The 16,715-nt window shown below is 71.0% G+C and carries 16 protein-coding genes and 1 pseudogene; 7 read left to right on the forward strand and 10 right to left on the reverse strand.

Annotated features, from left to right (window positions below; translation table 11 throughout):
• Positions 1–2 precede the first annotated feature (2 nt).
• From CFN78_RS15475 to CFN78_RS15485, 3 genes are all read left to right on the forward strand, one after another.
• Positions 3–1,544, forward strand: a complete 1,542-nt coding sequence (locus tag CFN78_RS15475; protein WP_240519473.1) for a flagellar basal body protein FliL — start codon at positions 3–5, stop codon at positions 1,542–1,544.
• 305 nt (positions 1,545–1,849) lie between these two features.
• Entirely contained in the window at positions 1,850–4,714 is a 2,865-nt protein-coding gene (gene acnA / locus CFN78_RS15480) for an aconitate hydratase AcnA (protein ID WP_205660526.1), read from the forward strand.
• A 94-nt stretch (positions 4,715–4,808) separates the two neighbouring features.
• Positions 4,809–5,525, forward strand: coding sequence for a sulfite exporter TauE/SafE family protein (locus CFN78_RS15485; protein WP_094863484.1), 717 nt, complete (start codon positions 4,809–4,811; stop codon positions 5,523–5,525).
• On the opposite strand, the gene CFN78_RS15490 is transcribed toward CFN78_RS15485, so the two are convergent.
• On the reverse strand, positions 5,522–5,752 hold the full coding sequence (locus tag CFN78_RS15490; RefSeq protein ID WP_094863485.1) for a hypothetical protein: 231 nt from the start codon (positions 5,750–5,752) through the stop codon (positions 5,522–5,524). The two genes, CFN78_RS15485 and CFN78_RS15490, sit on opposite strands and share 4 nt — an antisense overlap.
• A 121-nt stretch (positions 5,753–5,873) precedes the next feature.
• Here CFN78_RS15490 and CFN78_RS15495 point away from each other — a divergent pair, with 121 nt between their 5' ends.
• From CFN78_RS15495 to CFN78_RS15510, 4 genes are all read left to right on the forward strand, one after another.
• A complete protein-coding gene (locus tag CFN78_RS15495; RefSeq protein ID WP_094863486.1) occupies positions 5,874–6,743 on the forward strand; it encodes a helix-turn-helix domain-containing protein in 870 nt (289 codons plus the stop codon).
• 2 nt (positions 6,744–6,745) lie between these two features.
• Positions 6,746–6,943 carry a DUF397 domain-containing protein gene (locus tag CFN78_RS15500; protein ID WP_094863487.1) on the forward strand — a complete coding sequence of 66 codons (198 nt, stop codon included), beginning with the start codon at positions 6,746–6,748 and terminating at the stop codon, positions 6,941–6,943.
• Positions 6,944–7,023: 80 nt separating this feature from the next.
• Positions 7,024–7,206, forward strand: a complete 183-nt coding sequence (locus tag CFN78_RS15505) for a DUF397 domain-containing protein (protein WP_094863488.1) — start codon at positions 7,024–7,026, stop codon at positions 7,204–7,206.
• Between the two features lie 57 nt (positions 7,207–7,263).
• Entirely contained in the window at positions 7,264–8,136 is an 873-nt protein-coding gene (locus CFN78_RS15510; RefSeq protein WP_094863489.1) for a DUF3626 domain-containing protein, read from the forward strand.
• Between the two features lie 127 nt (positions 8,137–8,263).
• On the opposite strand, the gene CFN78_RS15515 is transcribed toward CFN78_RS15510, so the two are convergent.
• From CFN78_RS15515 to CFN78_RS15550, 9 genes and pseudogenes are all read right to left on the reverse strand, one after another.
• Positions 8,264–8,548: a hypothetical protein gene (locus tag CFN78_RS15515; protein ID WP_094863490.1), complete on the reverse strand. Its 285-nt coding sequence runs from the start codon at positions 8,546–8,548 to the stop codon at positions 8,264–8,266.
• On the reverse strand, positions 8,545–8,688 hold the full coding sequence (locus tag CFN78_RS29150) for a hypothetical protein (RefSeq protein ID WP_165777565.1): 144 nt from the start codon (positions 8,686–8,688) through the stop codon (positions 8,545–8,547). Before CFN78_RS29150 ends, CFN78_RS15515 begins: the two co-directional genes overlap by 4 nt.
• Positions 8,685–9,641, reverse strand: coding sequence for a CHAP domain-containing protein (locus CFN78_RS15520; protein WP_240519474.1), 957 nt, complete (start codon positions 9,639–9,641; stop codon positions 8,685–8,687). Before CFN78_RS15520 ends, CFN78_RS29150 begins: the two co-directional genes overlap by 4 nt.
• Before the next feature lie 131 nt (positions 9,642–9,772).
• Positions 9,773–10,390, reverse strand: a pseudogene (locus CFN78_RS15525) (transglycosylase SLT domain-containing protein); the annotation flags it as partial.
• A gap of 34 nt (positions 10,391–10,424) precedes the next feature.
• Positions 10,425–12,098 (reverse strand): alpha/beta hydrolase, encoded by a 1,674-nt coding sequence (locus CFN78_RS15530; protein ID WP_240519475.1) that lies wholly within the window; start codon positions 12,096–12,098, stop codon positions 10,425–10,427.
• Between the two features lie 193 nt (positions 12,099–12,291).
• Complete coding sequence (egtD, locus tag CFN78_RS15535) at positions 12,292–13,260, reverse strand: L-histidine N(alpha)-methyltransferase (protein WP_094863492.1); 969 nt, start codon at positions 13,258–13,260, stop codon at positions 12,292–12,294.
• Entirely contained in the window at positions 13,257–14,021 is a 765-nt protein-coding gene (gene egtC / locus CFN78_RS15540) for an ergothioneine biosynthesis protein EgtC (RefSeq protein WP_094863493.1), read from the reverse strand. Before egtC ends, egtD begins: the two co-directional genes overlap by 4 nt.
• 2 nt (positions 14,022–14,023) lie before the next feature.
• A complete protein-coding gene (gene egtB / locus CFN78_RS15545; RefSeq protein WP_094863494.1) occupies positions 14,024–15,391 on the reverse strand; it encodes an ergothioneine biosynthesis protein EgtB in 1,368 nt (455 codons plus the stop codon).
• The gene (locus CFN78_RS15550; RefSeq protein ID WP_094863495.1) at positions 15,388–16,656 is read right to left on the reverse strand and encodes a glutamate-cysteine ligase family protein; all 1,269 of its coding nucleotides are present in this window, start codon (positions 16,654–16,656) and stop codon (positions 15,388–15,390) included. The genes egtB and CFN78_RS15550 overlap by 4 nt, the downstream gene beginning before the upstream one ends.
• Between the last annotated feature and the right edge of the window lie 59 nt (positions 16,657–16,715).

The following is a 16,715-nucleotide window of genomic DNA, read 5'->3' on the forward strand; positions in this document are numbered from 1 at the left end:
CAGTGACGACTCCAGGATCAGGCGGGCAGCCGCCACAGCAGCCGGGGGACCCGCAGCACGGCGGCCACCCGCCCGCTCCCCAGTACGGGCAGGGCCAGCAGTACGGGCAGGGCCAGCAGTACGGGCAGGGCCAGCAGTACGGCGAGCCCCAGCAGTACGGGCAGGGCCGGTACCCGCAGGGCAAGTACGGCCAGCAGTACCCGCAGGGCCAGCAGTACCCGCAGCCCGGTCAGCCGGCCGCGTTCGCGCAGCAGCCGTACGGCCAGGACCCGCAGCAGCAGGTGTACGCCCAGCAGGTCGGCGGGGAGCCTCCGCGCAAGGGCAGGCGCGGCCTGGTCGTCGGGCTGGTCATCGCGCTGGTGGCGCTGGTCGGCGGCGGGGTCACCTGGTTCGCCGTCGCGCAGGGCGATTCGGTGGCCGCGGGTTCGGCGAACCCGACCGAGGCGGCGACCAATCTGGTCAACTCCCTCGGCAACGGTGACGTCGTCGGCCTGCTGAGCACGCTGGCGCCGGCCGAGGCCTCGCTGTTCACCGATCCGATCGAGGAGGCGACGACCGAACTCAAGCGGCTGCAGGTGCTGGACGGCAACGCCGACCCGGCCGCGCTGAGCGGGGTCGAGTTGAAGACCGAGAACCTGGTCTTCGACGACGCCGCCGCGGAGAAGGTCAACGACCACCTGACGATCACCAAGCTCACCGGCGGCACGCTGACCGTGACGGCCGACCTGAGCAAGATCCCGCTGGCGAAGGACTTCATCGACGCCGCGCTCTCCGACCGGGACCGCCGCGAGCTGGAGCAGGGCCCGCAGACGCAGACCATCGACATCGGCAAGGAGGTCCGCGAGGAGGGTCAGCCGGTGCGCATCGCGACGGTGAACGTGGACGGCGAGTGGTATCCCAGCATGCTCTACAGCATCGCCGACTACGCGCTGCTGGAAGAGGGCAAGCCGTGGCCGCAGCAGTCGATCGCGGCGAACGGCGCGGGCTCGTCCGAGGACGCGGTGAAGCAGATGCTGCAGGCGGCGCTGGACGCCGATGTCAGCCGGGTGATCGAGCTGTTGCCGCCGGACGAGATGGCCGTCATGCACGATGTCGGCCCGGCGATCGTCGAGGCGGTCGGCCGCGAGGAGCCCAGCGGGGCGACGGTGGACACGCTCACCACGGAGACGGCACCGATCACCGGCGGCACCCGGGCGACGGTGACGGCGGTCGAGATGACCGGCCCGAACGGTGAGAAGGCGTCGATCACCAAGAGCGGTGACTGCTACGAGATGGCGTCGGAGGGCCGGACCGAGCGGCTCTGCGCGAGCGAGCTGGCCGAGATGGCCGAGCAGGAGGCCTCCGACAAGCTGCCTCCGGAGGTCCGTGACGTGCTCGTCGACCTCGGCGCGGGGGTCATGGAGCAGGGCCTCGGCGTGGTCACCACCGAGGTCGAGGGCAAGCACTACGTCAGCCCGATCCGCACGTTCACCGAGGCGGGCATGACCGTCCTGCGGAGCCTGCAGCCGGAGGACGTGAAGGCACTGATCCGCGCGGCCAACTGACGTCGGCGATCCGAGGGCCCGGTACCACACGGTGGTACCGGGCCCTCGCGCGTGGCCCCCTTGAAGTGAAAAAAGGACAGGCGTACTGTTTGAAGACGCAGGGGCACGGTGAACCCCGGGACGCGGTGACGGCCCGGGTGCGCCAGACTCGCCCCCGGGGCCTGCCCGACGGCCCCGAGCACCAGGCCCCGAGGACGGGCCGAACGCACCACCGCCCGAACAGCACCACCGCACCGAACACAACCGAACTGACCGGGGACCACCATCGCAGCTTCCACGCCTCGTGCGATGGGAAGTCCACTTCCATGGAGTTAGACGTGACTGCACCCGCCAGCAAGGACAGCTTCGGCGCCCGCGACACGCTCAAGGTCGGAGACGCCTCCTACGAGGTCTTCCGCCTGGACAAGGTCGACGGCTCGCAGCGTCTCCCGTACAGCCTGAAGATCCTGCTCGAGAACCTGTTGCGGACGGAGGACGGCGCGAACATCACCGCCGACCACATCCGCGCCCTCGGCGAGTGGGACGCGAACGCCGACCCGTCCGTCGAGATCCAGTTCACGCCCGCCCGCGTGATCATGCAGGACTTCACCGGGGTGCCCTGCGTCGTCGACCTGGCGACCATGCGCGAGGCGGTCACCGAACTTGGCGGCGACCCGGACAAGGTGAACCCGCTGGCCCCGGCCGAGCTGGTCATCGACCACTCGGTGATCATCGACGTGTTCGGCCGCGCGGACGCCTTCGAGCGCAACGTGGAGATCGAGTACGAGCGCAACCGTGAGCGTTACCAGTTCCTCCGCTGGGGCCAGGGTGCCTTCGACGAGTTCAAGGTCGTCCCCCCGGGCACCGGCATCGTGCACCAGGTCAACATCGAGCACCTGGCGCGCACGGTCATGTCCCGGGCCGTGCCCGCCGGCACGGGAGGCACCGGCACCGTCCAGGCCTACCCCGACTCCTGTGTCGGCACCGACTCGCACACCACCATGGTCAACGGCCTCGGCGTGCTGGGCTGGGGCGTCGGCGGCATCGAGGCCGAGGCCGCGATGCTGGGCCAGCCGGTGTCGATGCTCATCCCGCGCGTCGTCGGCTTCAAGCTGACCGGCGAGATCCCCACCGGCGTCACCGCGACCGACGTGGTGCTGACGATCACCGAGATGCTGCGCCGGCACGGTGTGGTCGGCAAGTTCGTCGAGTTCTACGGCGAGGGTGTGGGCTCGGTGCCGCTGGCCAACCGCGCCACCATCGGCAACATGAGCCCGGAGTTCGGCTCCACCGCGGCGATCTTCCCGATCGACGAGGAGACCGTCCGCTACCTCAAGCTGACCGCCCGCTCCGCCGAGCAGGTCGCGCTCGTCGAGGCCTACGCCAAGGAGCAGGGCCTCTGGCACGACCCCGCGCACGAGCCGGAGTACTCCGAGTACATCGAGCTGGACCTGTCGACGGTGGTGCCGTCGATCGCCGGGCCGAAGCGCCCGCAGGACCGGATCGAGCTGACCGACGCGAAGTCCTCGTTCCGCAAGTCGGTGCACGACTACACCGGTGGCGAGGAAGTGCCGCACACCAACGTCGACGAGACCGTCGACGAGTCGTTCCCGGCGAGTGACCCGGCGGCACTGTCCTTCGCCGACGAGACCTCTGTGCCGGTGCACTCGGCCGCCAACGGCGCGTCCGGCCGCCCGACCAACCCGGTCAACGTCAGCACCTCCGACCGTGGCGAGTTCGTGCTCGACCACGGCGCCGTGGTGATCGCCTCGATCACCTCCTGCACCAACACGTCCAACCCCTCGGTGATGCTCGGCGCGGCTCTGCTCGCGCGCAACGCCGTGGACCGGGGCCTGACGGTGAAGCCGTGGGTGAAGACGTCGATGGCGCCGGGCTCGCAGGTCGTCACCGACTACTACGACAAGGCCGGTCTCTGGCCGTACCTGGAGAAGCTGGGCTACCACCTGGTCGGTTACGGCTGCACCACCTGCATCGGCAACTCCGGCCCGCTCTCCGACGAGATCTCCGCCGCGATCGGAGACAACGACCTCACCGCGGTCTCGGTGCTCTCCGGCAACCGGAACTTCGAGGGCCGGATCAACCCGGACGTCAAGATGAACTACCTGGCCTCGCCGCCGCTGGTCATCGCCTACGCCCTCGCGGGCACGATGGACTTCGACTTCGCGGAGCAGCCCCTCGGTCAGGACGGTGAGGGCAAGGACGTCTTCCTGAAAGACATCTGGCCGTCCACGCAGGAGATCCAGGAGACCATCGACTCCTCGATCACCCAGGAGATGTTCACCAAGGACTACGCGGACGTGTTCGACGGCGGTGAGCGCTGGAAGGCGCTGCCCACCCCGGAGGGCAAGACCTTCGACTGGGACGCCGAGTCCACCTACGTCCGCAAGCCACCGTACTTCGAGGGGATGCAGGCCGAGCCGGCACCGGTCACCGACATCACCGGTGCGCGTGTGCTGGCGAAGCTGGGCGACTCGGTCACCACCGACCACATCTCCCCCGCCGGTGCCATCAAGGCGGACACCCCGGCAGGGAAGTACCTGTCGGAGCACGGGATCGAGCGCAAGGACTTCAACTCCTACGGTTCCCGCCGCGGTAACCACGAGGTGATGATCCGCGGCACGTTCGCGAACATCCGGCTGCGCAACGAACTTCTCGACGAGATCGTCAAGGGCGGCGTGCAGGGCGGTTACACCCGCGACTTCACCCAGGACGGTGCGCCGCAGGCGTTCATCTACGACGCCGCGCAGAACTACGCCGCGCAGGGCACCCCGCTGGTGGTGCTGGGCGGCAAGGAGTACGGCTCGGGTTCCTCGCGTGACTGGGCGGCCAAGGGCACCTCGCTGCTCGGTGTCCGTGCGGTGATCGTGGAGTCGTTCGAGCGCATCCACCGGTCGAACCTGATCGGCATGGGCGTCATCCCGCTGCAGTTCCCGGCGGGCGAGTCGATCGGGTCCCTTGGCCTGGACGGCACGGAGACCTTCGACATCGCCGGGATCACGGCGCTGAACGACGGCGACACCCCGAGGACGGTGAAGGTGACCGCGACGAAGTCCGACGGGAAGGCCGTCGAGTTCGACGCGGACGTCCGGATCGACACCCCGGGCGAGGCCGACTACTACCGCAACGGCGGCATCCTGCAGTACGTGCTGCGGAAGATGACCAGGAGCTGAACACCGTGAAGGCCCCGGCGGGGGCGGGCCGGTCTCCCGGCCCGCCCCCGCCGGGTTTTCTTGTGCCACAGGGACTTTCCGCGAAGCGACGCCGGTGAGCACGGGTCTGCTGCTGGCCGGTCTGGTGGTGTTCGCCGGTTCGGTCGTCCAGGGCGGCGTCGGTTTCGGGCTGAACCTGATCGCCGCGCCGATCCTGGCGCTGATCGACCCGGAACTGGTTCCCGTGCCGGTGCTGCTGATCGCCTGCGCGCAGGCCGGGCTGACGGTGCTGCGGGAGCGCCGCGAGACGCACTGGCCGGGCGTCGGCTGGGCGATGGCGGGCAGGCTGCCCGGCAACCTGCTGGGCGTGCTGGCGCTGGCATCGTTGCCGCTGGCCGGTTTCACCATCGCCGTGGGGCTCTCGGTGCTGGCGTGCGTGGCGCTGTCGCTGCTCACCTGGCAGCCGGCGATTACCCGGTCGAGCCTGGTGATCGCCGGGGCGGCGAGCGGGGCGTTCGGTACGGCCGCCTCCATCGGCGGGCCGCCGATGGCGTTGCTGTACCAGAACTCGGCGGGCCCCAGGATGCGCGCGACGCTCGGCGCGTACTTCCTGTTCTCCTCGGTGTCCTCGGTGCTCACGCTGACGATCGCCGGCCAGGTCACCGTGCGTCACCTGTGGGCGGCGCTGGTGCTGCTTCCGTTCATGGGCCTGGGTTTCCTGGTGTCCTCACCGTTGCGGCGGTTTCTCGACGACGGGCGGATCCGTTACGCGGTGCTCGCGGTCGCCGCGGGCAGCGCGCTGCTTCTGGTGGCACGCGGCGTGTTCGGCTAGCACGTCCGCTTCGGGCTCGCCGACGAGGCGAGTTCCTCGCGCGCCCGTCCGGCGAGGGTGGCGAGCGCGTTCAGGCTGTCCCGGCCGAGGTGTAGCACGAAGTCGTCCCGGCCGAAGAACAGGATCGCGCTGTCGCCGTCCGGTTCCACCTCGCAGCGCATGTCCACGCCCTCCTGCATCTCCACCCACGACTCCACCGACACGCCCGTCTGCTGGTACAAGGCCATCACAACTCCTTTCGCTAGAGTTCGGGCGACACGTTCCGTCAAACCCGACTGTCGCCTAGACTTTAGGGCGACAGTCGCCTTTGACGGTAGTCCGCTGATCGGGTGAGCAACAGGAGGCCTCGTGGCACAGGCTCGGCAGACGTTCGAACGCAGGCAGCTCGGGCTGACGATGCGCAGGCTCCGCGACGCCGCGGGCAAGACGCAGAGCGTCGCCGCGGAGGCGATCGGCAAGGCGCGCTCGCGCGTGGTCCAGCTCGAGGACGGGACCGCGACCGCCAGCGAGGCCGACCTCACCACGCTGCTCGATCTCTACGGCGTCGCCGACGAGACCGAACGCGCCACCGTCGTCGACCTCGGTGCCCAGGCCCGCAGGCGCGAACGTCGCGGCCCGCACTACGACGTCCTGCCGGATTCGTACCTGCGCCTGGCCGACCTGGAATCCAGCGCCACCGAGATCAACTGCCTGGAACAGGGCATCATCCCGGGACTGCTGCAGTCGCCGTACTACCTGCGGGCGGTCTTCGGCGAAGCCGAAGGGGTGTTGTGGAAACGCGGCGGCAAAGAGATCACCGAGCGCATTGAGTTCCGCGAACACCGGCAAGCCCGCATCTGGGAGGCGTCGAAGCAGCCGATCATGCGCTATGTGATTACCGAGGATGCTCTGCGCGCGAACATGGGCAGTCCCGAGGTGATGCACCAACAACTCACCCACTTGCTGAAACTGATGGAGGAACACCCGTCGCTCACCATCCGCGTGCTAGAGACGACGATGTACGGAAATCCGCTGCGCGGCACCAGTTTGACGGTCTTCGCCTTCGCGACCCGTGGCGCGCCGATCGGTTACGCGACCGCTGCGTTCAGTCCGTCAGCCTACTTCGACGACGAGGATGAAGTGGCCGGTATGCTGCGCGTGTTCCACCACATCTGGGAGCGGTCGCTGAGCCGAATCGACTCACAGATGATGATCGAAGGCATCGCTAAGGAGTTGTAACCGTGGACGGCACCCGCGACACCGGCTGGTTCACGAGCTCGCGGAGCGGGGCCACCAACAACGACTGCGTCGAGGTCCGGCTGACCGACGCCGGAACCCGGGTACGCGACTCCAAAGATCGCCACGGCCCGGCCCTCGCCTTCTCCCCCGCGGCGTGGTCGGCGTTGCTCGGCACCACCCGCACGGCGCAGCAGCACTGACCGATCGCACCTGACGCAGACCACCGGTCCGCGACTAGCGTTGCGGTACGGGCACTTCGACGCGACGTTCGGGAGCCGACATGAGTACCACCCGCGACACCGGCTGGTTCACGAGCACGCACAGCGGAGCTGCCGACAACGACTGCGTCGAGGTCCGGCTGACCGACGCCGGAACCCGGGTACGCGACTCCAAAGACCGCCACGGCCCGGCCCTCGCCTTCTCCCCTGCCGCCTGGACAGCGTTGCTCCGCACCACCCGCTGACCACCTCCGCACAACACGGCCTGCCCCGGAGGCGGGCCGTGTGGGCACACTGAGCCGATGGACACCGGCGGACGCGGCGAGGGGGCGGGCGTGTCGTGGCAGCGGGCGCTGGCGTACGTGTCGCAGCGGGCGAGCGGTCCGCCGGTCGACCCCGGACTGGCCGTGACGGTGCACTTCCACCCGGACCGGCTGGTCGGTGGCGTGCCGCTCCTGCGCCATCTGGTCAACGACGGCGTCTACCGCTCGCAGTTCGAAACCCGCACCGGCAACGGTGGCCTCACCGCACATCCCGGAGGCGACCGCTGGCGCTGGGAGCACCGGATGTTCGGCGGCGCCTACGACGACGCCCCGCCGGCCGAGCGCCCCAAGTACGGCTCGCTGAACCACCACCGCCGTCCCTCCGGGGGTTCGGTGCGGTTCGGTTCCGCGTACCTGTGCCTGGCCCGTGATGTCCTGCGGCGCACCACTTTCTGCTACCCCGACAGCGTCACCGAACCGTCCGACTTCGGCACCGCCGACCACCTGGGCCTGATCGCCGTCGCCGAGGCCGACGCCCGCGGTGGCGAGGTGGACGTCCTCGACGACCACATCGAGGCGCACGTCCACGGCCCGCTCCGGCTGGATCGTGACGTCGACGCACTGGTCCTTGATCCGGCGTACCGGGGAACCGAGGTCGAGGCCGCGGCGCTGGCGTTGCCGTTTCCGATGCGGTGGCATCACGGTTTCCGGCTGCACGTCGACGTCCTCGCCGCCCATGCCGCCTACCGCGGCGCGGAGATCGTCCGGGTGGCTCGCGAGATCGCGGAGGGCGGTCTGCTCGACGCGCGCGTCATCGGCGACGCGGTGCGCGCCGGACGGCACGACCCGCAGGACCTCAAACGGGTCTGGCACTGCACCGCCCGCTTCGGCCACACCTGGCCGCGGCGGTGATGACACCACCTGCCGAAACGCACGACACGGCCTGCCCAGGCGCCCGACACGGCGGGCTGGAACGCGCGACACGGCGTGTCCAGACGCGCGACACGGGGTGCTCGGACGCGCGACACGGCGGGGTGGATCAGTTCGGCACGGCCCAGGTCCGCGGGGTGTAGTTCTCCTCCTCGTCGGCCACCGGACGGCGGCGGGGCCTGCGAACCGGACGCGGAATCTCGGCGGCCTCGCGCGTCGGCACCTCGCGCCGTGCCTCGTCGCGGTCGTGCGCCGGGGTCACCTCCTCCGGCAGCGGCCCGCGTCCCCGGTCGGCGAGTGCCGCCGCGACCTCCGGGCCGCCGGCGTCACCGAGCAGCGCCATCCCCTCGGCGAGCGCGGCGACAGTCGCCCGGCCCGCGAGGTCGGTGATCACCGTGGCCAGCGCCGCCGGGCGGCCAGGCCGATCGGCCCCAGGCGCAGCGCGGTGCCGGACAGCGACACCGAGCGCAGGGCACCCCCGGGATCCACCTCGACGGCCATCGCCGTGCCGGGGTACTCCGCCCGGCCGGTCACGGGTGCACCCCGCCGTAGAAGGTTTCACTGCTCAACGTGTGCGTGTTGCGCTGCACCTTGTCGCCGGAGTTGCCCTCGATCAGCGTGACCCTGTCGCCCTCGACCTTCTCCACGATGCCGATGTGCGTCGAGGTCGAGGGGCTGCCGGGGCCGGTGCCGAACAGCAGCACGTCGCCGGGGCGGGCCTTGTCGAGGGAGTTCTTGCCGTACGCCTTGCCGTGCTGCTGACCCCACTGGTAGACGTCGCCGGTGAACGGCAGCACCGGGATCTTCACGCCCGCCTTGCGCCACATGGAGGTGGCGAACGAGGAGCACCAGGCGGCCGTCGGGCCGTACGGGTTGCGGTTGCTGCCCGGTGGCTTCTCGGCCACGCCGATCTCCTTGCGGGCGGCGGAGACGATGTCCTTGCCGCGACCGGAGGCCGAGGTGCTCGGCGACGTCTTCTTGTCGTCCTTGCGGCCGCTCTCGCGTTCGGGACTCTTCTGCTTGCGCTTGCCGGGGTCGCCGATCCCGTCGTGCCCGATGTCCCTCTCCAGCGACTTCAGCTTCTTCGCCGCTCTGGTCAGCTCGGTGTTGGCGGCGCGAAGGTTCTGCGCGGATTCCTTGGTGTGCAAGGGAACCATGTCCGAGACGGAGGCGACGGCCTTCATCAGCGCGGCCTGTGAGCCGGAACCCGAGACGGAGATGCCCGCGTCGGGGGTGCGGGACGCCTTCGTCAGGTACTCGTCGAGCAGCCGGGTGGCGGCGGTGTGTCCGCCGTCGAGCGCCTGGGTGACCCCGGCGACGACCTTGCCCGCCTCGGCGCCCGTCGCCGCCGTGGTGCGGAGCTGCCTGTCGAGCCTGCCGGTGCGTTTCTCGAACCGGTCCGCGCCCCGCCCTTCCAGTGCCCGGCGACGGTCTGCGCGTCCTTGTTGTGCTCGCTCCGCCCGTCCGACACCGCACTCGTCATCCACCCCAGTGCGATCTGCGCCTTCACCGACTCCTCGGCCTTGCCCGCCAGCTTGTTGCGATGCGCGATCATGTCACCGGCGAACTGCCGGGCGATCGCCCGCGTGTCCATTGTGCTCACTGTGGAATCCCTCCCCTACCGGCGCCGCTCGATGATGCGCATGAGTTCCCCGGCGATGTCGTCGTCCTTCTCCCGGTACGCCTTGGCGCCCTTCGCCGTCGAGGAGGCGAGCGCGTCGGCGTTGGATCCGACGGTGCGCACCTGGCGGCCGAGTGCCGAGCCGAAACCGTTCGGGGCGGCGGCGAATCCGCTCTCCTTACCGATCTTGCCGAAACTGTCCTCGGCGATCTCCCGGATCGCCCGCGACTGCCGTGCGGCCTCACCGATCTCGTCCGCCGCCCTCCGGGTGTTGCGGACGTACCCACCCAGCGCCTCCGGGTCGACGTCGAAACCGCCCGCGCCGGCGCCGCCACCACCTTTGCCCGGCCGCGCTCCGTCCTTCCGGGTACCGCCCTTGCCCTTGCGGGCGGTCAGCTCCTTGGCGGCGCGTCGGGCGGCGTCGAGGTGCCTGCGGTACGCGCCGTTGGTGTAGGTCGACCAGGGGCGCCAGTTGCTGCCGTCACCGGAGAGCGCGTTCGCGACCTCGGCGTTCGTGCCCGCGTCGAACAGGTCCTTGTTCGAGTCGAGGCCGAACTGCGTGCGCCGCTCCGGCCCCATGGCACCGAGCATGTTGATCTGCCACAGGCCGTAGGAGTCGTCGGGCGGGGGGCCCGCTGAGCGGTCCCGCTCAGGCGGGTGGCGCCGGGTCGAACGGCCGGGCGTCGGTGGGGAACACCTGCCCCTGCGCCGGGACCGCCAGGGTGATCAGGTACTCGGCCGCCAGGTCGTCGATCGGCGTGGAGGAGCCGAGCACGCAGTGCCCGTGCGCGTCGGCGGTGACCAGCCTGGCGTTGCCGAGCTGCGCGGCCATCCGCTGGGAGAACACGTACGGGGTGGCCGGGTCGTAGTAGTTGCCCACCAGCAACAGCGGGTTGGGAGTCGCGGCGTTCCACGGCCCGGTGTAGGTGTCCGGCTCCGCGTTCGGCCACACCGGGCAGCCCGCCGGATCCGCGAACGCCTGCGAACGCCCGAACGCGGGTGAGGCCGTCTCCCATTCTCCGGCGATCGCCGGGATCTCGTCCTGGGTGTTGCCGAACGGCTTGTCGGTGCAGTTGACGCCCAGGTACGAGTCGTCGGCCGTGTACGGGGTGCGGGGGTCGGCGTCGGTGCGCGGGTGCGGGCGGGCGGCGAGCAGGGTCGGCAGCGCCTCCCGTCCGGTGGCCGCCCGGGTGGCGGTGGCCGCCGGATCGATCAACGAGTACAGCACCTGCAGATCCTCGGCCAGGCCGGGGAACAGCCCCGGCACGTTCAGCGCGCTCATCGTGTTGCCGGTGAACAGACTCAGGTCGACCGTCGTCCCGTCGGGCAGGGTGATCGGCTGGTTCCGCAGATGGGTCCGCAGCGCCTCGAACTTCGCCCTGGGGTCGCCGTCACTGAACGCGCAGCGGGCGGCGTCGGCGGTGCACTCGGCGAGGTAGGCGTCCAGGGCGATGTCGAACCCGTCGGTGCGCTCCCGGTCGTACCGGAGGCCGTCACCGGTGCGCAGAGCCGGATCGACGTTGCCGTCGAGCACCATCGCGCGGGTGCGTTCCGGGAACATGTTGGCGTAGGTGGCACCGATCAGCGTCCCGTAGGACAGGCCGGCGAAGTTGAGTTCCTCCTCGCCCGCGGCGGCGCGCAGCAGGTCGAGGTCCCGGGTCACGTCCTTGGTCGACATGTGGTCGATCAGCGGTCCCGCGTTGCGCGCGCAGTAGTCGCCGTACTCGCGGTAGGCGCCGAGCGTGCTCTCGATCTCCGCCTCGCTCACCGGCATCACCACCTGCTTGGCGAGGTTCGCGGCCGCCTCCTCTGCCGTGGTGAAGCAGCGCAGCGGGGCACTCGCACCGACGCCACGCGGGTCGAAACCGATCAGGTCGAAACGGTCGAGCACCGGGCGGGCGAAGAAGGTCTCGCCGGTCGCGGGCAGGGTCAGCCCCGAACCGCCTGGGCCGCCCGGATTCAGGAACAGCGAACCCACCCGCGCGTCCGGGGTGGCCGCCGCGCGGCGCATCAGCGCCAGGTCGACGGTGCCCGAGGCGGGATCGTCGTGGTCGATCGGCACGGGGTAGCTCGCGCAGGAATAGAGATGCAGTTGCTCCGGCGGCACCTGCTCCACCGAGCCCGGATCGCAGGCACCCCATTCGACCGGCGCCACCGAGCCGACGTCGGCCGCTGCGGGTGCCGTCCTCGGCGAGGCCGGTGACGGCGGTGGGGTCGGCTCGGGTGCGGCGAGTGCCGCCGAGACCGGCACCGCCACCGCGGTCGCGCAGACGACCGCCGCGGCGAGGACGCGACGACGGAACGGCCGATGTTCGATACCCACCCGGTGCCCCCTTGGCTCGCCCGGCGCGCCAACAGACGGCACGCCTGCCGACGAACGGCAGCGTCACACAATCGGGTGACGTTTTACATCGTCCGAGGGTAAGAATCGTTCGAAGGGACGAGACGCTGTCCGGCGGTCCCTGGCGCGAGGGCGGGAACCAGCGGACCGGGCCGCGACGGTCCGGCCCGAGTTCTCAGTCCGCGGCGCGGGCCAGGGTCACGCCGTACCGCGACCGGGCGTCGGTCCACCAGCGCACGGCCGTGAAACCGGCCGCCGTCAGCTCGTCGCCGACCTTCGCCTGCCGGAACTTCGCCGAGATCTCCGTGCGGATGTGCTCACCCTCGGCGAAGGAGACCTCGAGATCCGCACCCGGAATGCGCACGACCTGCCGGACGCGGGCCCGCAGCCGCATCTCGATCCACTCGTGCACCGGATCCCAGTGCGCGACGTGCTCGAAAGCCCCGGGATCGAAGTTCGCGCCGAGCCCGGCGTTGATCACCCGCAGCACGTTGCGGTCGAACTCGGCCGTCACCCCCGCCGCGTCGTCGTAGGCCCGCACCAGCGTGGCCTCGTCCTTGACCAGGTCGGTACCGAGCAGCAGCCACTCCCCCGCATCGAGGACGCCGCGCACCGAACGCAGGAACGTGAGCCGGTCGGCGGGCAGGAAGTTGCCGATCGTTCCGCCGAGGAACGCGACCAGCCGCGGCCGGTCGCCCGGCAGCAGGTCCAGATGCGCGGTGAAGTCACCGACCACACCACGCACCGCGAGCCCCGGGTAGTCACCGGCGATCGCCGTCGTCGCCTCGGCCAGCGCCGAGGCCGACACGTCGAGCGGAACGAAGGTCTCCAGCGAACCGTGCCCGATCAGCGCGTCGAGCAGCAGCCGCGTCTTCTCGCTGGAGCCGGAACCCAGCTCGACCAGCGTGCGCGCGGAGGTGACCTCCGCGATCTCCACCGCCTCCCGGCCGAGCACCTCGCGTTCGCTGCGGGTCGGGTAGTACTCCGGGAGGGCGGTGATGCGCTCGAACAGTTCGCTGCCCCGCGCGTCGTAGAACCACTTGGCGGGCAACCACTTCTGCTCCGCCGTCAGCCCGGCCCGGACGTCGGCCCGCAGCGCGTCGATCAGGTCGTCGGCGCTGTGCGCCACGTCGAGGTCGCTCATGTCCGCTCGGAGCTCCGATCCGTACGCAGGTCGATCAGGTCCACGGCTCCGGCGCGGGCGTGCACCAGATGTCCGTGCGGAACCGGGGTCCAGCCCGGCTCCTGGTCCGGCGGTTCGGACGCGAGCAGCACCGAGTCGCCGTCCCTGCGTAGCGACAGGGCGTGTGTCCACGCCGTACCGATGAGCTGCTCCCCGTCGGTGAGCAGCAGGTTCATCCGGGAGTCCGGTGCGGCGCGCACCACCGAGCCGAGCAGTTCCGCCACCGCCGCGGCGGGCTCGGCGCCCTCCCGCAGCGATCGCCGCAGCAAGGCCCACAGCAGGGCCGAGTCCGTGGGTGCCTCCAGCCGCAGCAGGTCGGCGGTGGGCAGCTTCTCGGCCAGCCCCGCGACCGAGTCCGGCCAGCCGGCGACCACACCGTTGTGGCTGAACAGCCAGCCGTCACCGGCGAACGGGGCGCAGGCCGCCTCGGTCACCGGCATGCCCGGCGTGCCGGAGCGGACCGCGGCGAGAAACGCCTTGGTACGCAGGGAATTCGCGATGGCGGGCAGCGCCTCGTCGGTCCACAGCGGGGATGGCCGCCGGTACCAGAGCGTCTCGCCCTCGTCGTCGAACCAGCCGAGTCCGAAGCCGTCCGCGTTCACGGTGCCACCACGGCGCATGTCGGCCGGGGCGTACGACTGCACCAGCAGCGAGTGCGGTGCCTCGAACACCGGGCCCGCGGGCGAGCACGGCTCGCCGACGTATGCCAGGTGCCTGCACACGGTCAGTTCCCCCCGTCCGGACCGGCGACATCACGCGCGCACCGGAAACCGGCGAAGATCTGCCTGCGCACGGGCAGGTCCCAGTTGCGGAACGAACCGCGCACGGCGGCGGCGTCGGTACCGAACGAGCCACCACGCAGCATCCGGTACCCGGGCCCGAAGAAGACCTCCGAGTACTCCTGGTACGGGAACGCGGCGAACCCCGGATACGGCCGGAAGTCGCTGCTGGTCCACTCCCACACGTCGCCGACGAGCTGGTGCACGCCCAGCGCGGACGCACCGGCCGGGTAGGCCCCGGCCACCGCCGGGCGAAGATGCCGCTGGCCGAGGTTCGCGTGCTCGGGCCCCGGCTCCTGCTCACCCCACGGGTAGCGGCGCGAATGCCCGGTCGCCGGGTCGAAGCGGGCGGCCTTCTCCCACTCCGGCTCGGTGGGCAGGCGCTTGCCCACCCAGCGGGCGTAGGCCTGCGCCTCGTGGAAGCAGACGTGCTGCACCGGCTCGTCGGCGGGCACCGGCTCGTCGATCCCGAACCGCCTGCGCCACCACCGGCCCCCCTCACGGCGCCAGAAACGCGGCGCGATGAGCCCGTGCCGCTGTACGTGCGCCCAGCCCTCGGCGGTCCACCAGCGTTCCTGCCGGTAACCGCCGGAGTCCGCGAAGGCGGCGAACTCGGCGTTGGTCACCGGGAAGGTGTCGATCGCGAAGGTGCCGACGTGCACCGGGTGCGCGGGCCGTTCGTTGTCCAGCGCCCACGGTTCCGCGGAGGTGCCCATCAGGAACGAACCGCCGGGTACGACCACCTCCGCGGGAAGGGGGCCGGTTCGGCGGGCCGGCGGGTCGGGGGCGTGCAGCACCGCCTCGCCCGTCCGGAGCTGGTGGGTGGCCAGCATCGTCTCGTCGTGCTGCTGTTCGTGTTGGGTGATCATGCCGAAAGCGAAACCGGCCTCGGTCAGCCGCCGCCCGCGCAGCGGCACGGTGTCCAGGACGTCGAACGCCTTCCGCCGCACCTGCCCGACGTAGGCGCGCGCCTCGGCCGGGCTGAGCAGCGGCAGCCCCGGCCGGTCGGCGCGGGCGTGCTTGAACGCGTCGTAGAGCTCGTCGATCTCCGGCCGCACCGGTTCCCGGCCGCCGACGTCGCGCACCAGCCAGAGTTCCTCCTGGCTGCCGATGTGCGCGAGGTCCCAGACCAGCGGCGACATCAGCGGGGAGTGCTGCTTGCTGAGCTCCTCGTCGTCGACGGCCCCGGTGAGCACCTCGCTGCGCGCGCGGGAACGGGTCAGCGCCGCGGCGGCGTGCGTCCGCAGCGCGTCCGCATCGAGGGAACGGACCGGGTTCTCGGCCTCGCTGAGCGGTTCCGGCACGGTAGTCACTCCCTCACCGCGTGCGCACGTGCCTGCACGCTCTCGGCGATCGGTGCCGCTGCCCGCTCCGGCAGGCCGGTGTCCGCGAGCACGGCACAGCCGAGATCGGCGACCGCACGGGCCGCGGCGGCCAGTCCGGCGTCGGCGAGCCCGCGGCGGGCGGCGGTCTCCCACTGGTCCGCTACCGGTGCGCACACCTCGAGTACACGCTCCACAGTGGACGGACGGGCGAGCAGTGCGGTCAGCAGTGCCACCGGATGCAGCCAGTTGCCCGGTGGCTGGGCGTCCAGGTAACGGATCTCCAGGTAGCCATGCGGCCGGACCGGGGTGAACATCGTGGTGAGGTGGTAGTCGAGGTCGTCGAGCGTGGGCGGGGCGAGGGTGCCCGCGGCGCCGCGGCCCTCGATCCAGTCCCCGAAAGTCAGCGACTCCGGCGCGTCCCACGGCCCGTCCGGGCGGCGCACCACCATCAGCGGGGTGTCGATCAGCCGCGCGGCCCACGCCGGGCCGGGGTCCCCGGAGCACGGCACGGCGGCCGTGCGCGCCCGCTCGGTCTCCATCACCGCCAGCCAGCGCGCCGATTCGCTGCCGGTCGGCCTGCCCGCGTGCGTGGCGGAGTTCGCGAACAGAGCGAGCAGCACCGGGCCGAGCGCGTGCACCGCGGCCCACCGGCCGGCGAGCTGCGCGCGTTCGCCGCTGTCCACGCACACCTGGAGCCCCGCGGTGCTGCACATCATCGTCGCCCCGCCAGGGCCCAGCGGGGCGAACCGGCGTTCCATCGCCGCGTAGCGCCGGGTGTGCAGCAGCCGCCGCGGTGGGCGGTGCGCGTCGATCGCGGTGTCCGAGAGCCGCAGGCCATGGGCACCGAGCAGCTCGGTGAGATGGGCCAGGTCGGCGTCGACCACGGCGGCGAGAGCGGGGAGGGAGGGTTGCGGGAGTGCGGAGATCTCGACCTGGCAACCGGGTTCTAGCGTGAGGGGCGAGCCGGCGGGTAGGGGATCCGCCGGGCTGTCCGGACGCAGTGTCCGGGGGGTGTGCGGGCCGAGCGCGGCGGCGAGCACGTCGGCATCGAGGGGTCTGGCCGGGTCGTCGGCGTGGTGGACGACGAACTCGAGTTCCACGCCGAGGAGCTTCGGCGGCCCGTGCTTGAAGCAGACGGACGCGACGTACGCCTCGCCGGCCGCCCGGTCCGAGATGGTCCTGGCCGAACAGTCCGGCGCGGTGCCGCGGTGCGTTCCGCTGCCGAGTGAGCTGAGATGCCGGATGGCTGTCATGGTGTCCGCCCTGGTAGATCTGTGGAGTCAATCCGGTGGAACTGGCCGTTTCGACGCTA

This window comes from Amycolatopsis antarctica (assembly GCF_002262875.1).
GTDB lineage: Bacteria > Actinomycetota > Actinomycetes > Mycobacteriales > Pseudonocardiaceae > Amycolatopsis > Amycolatopsis antarctica.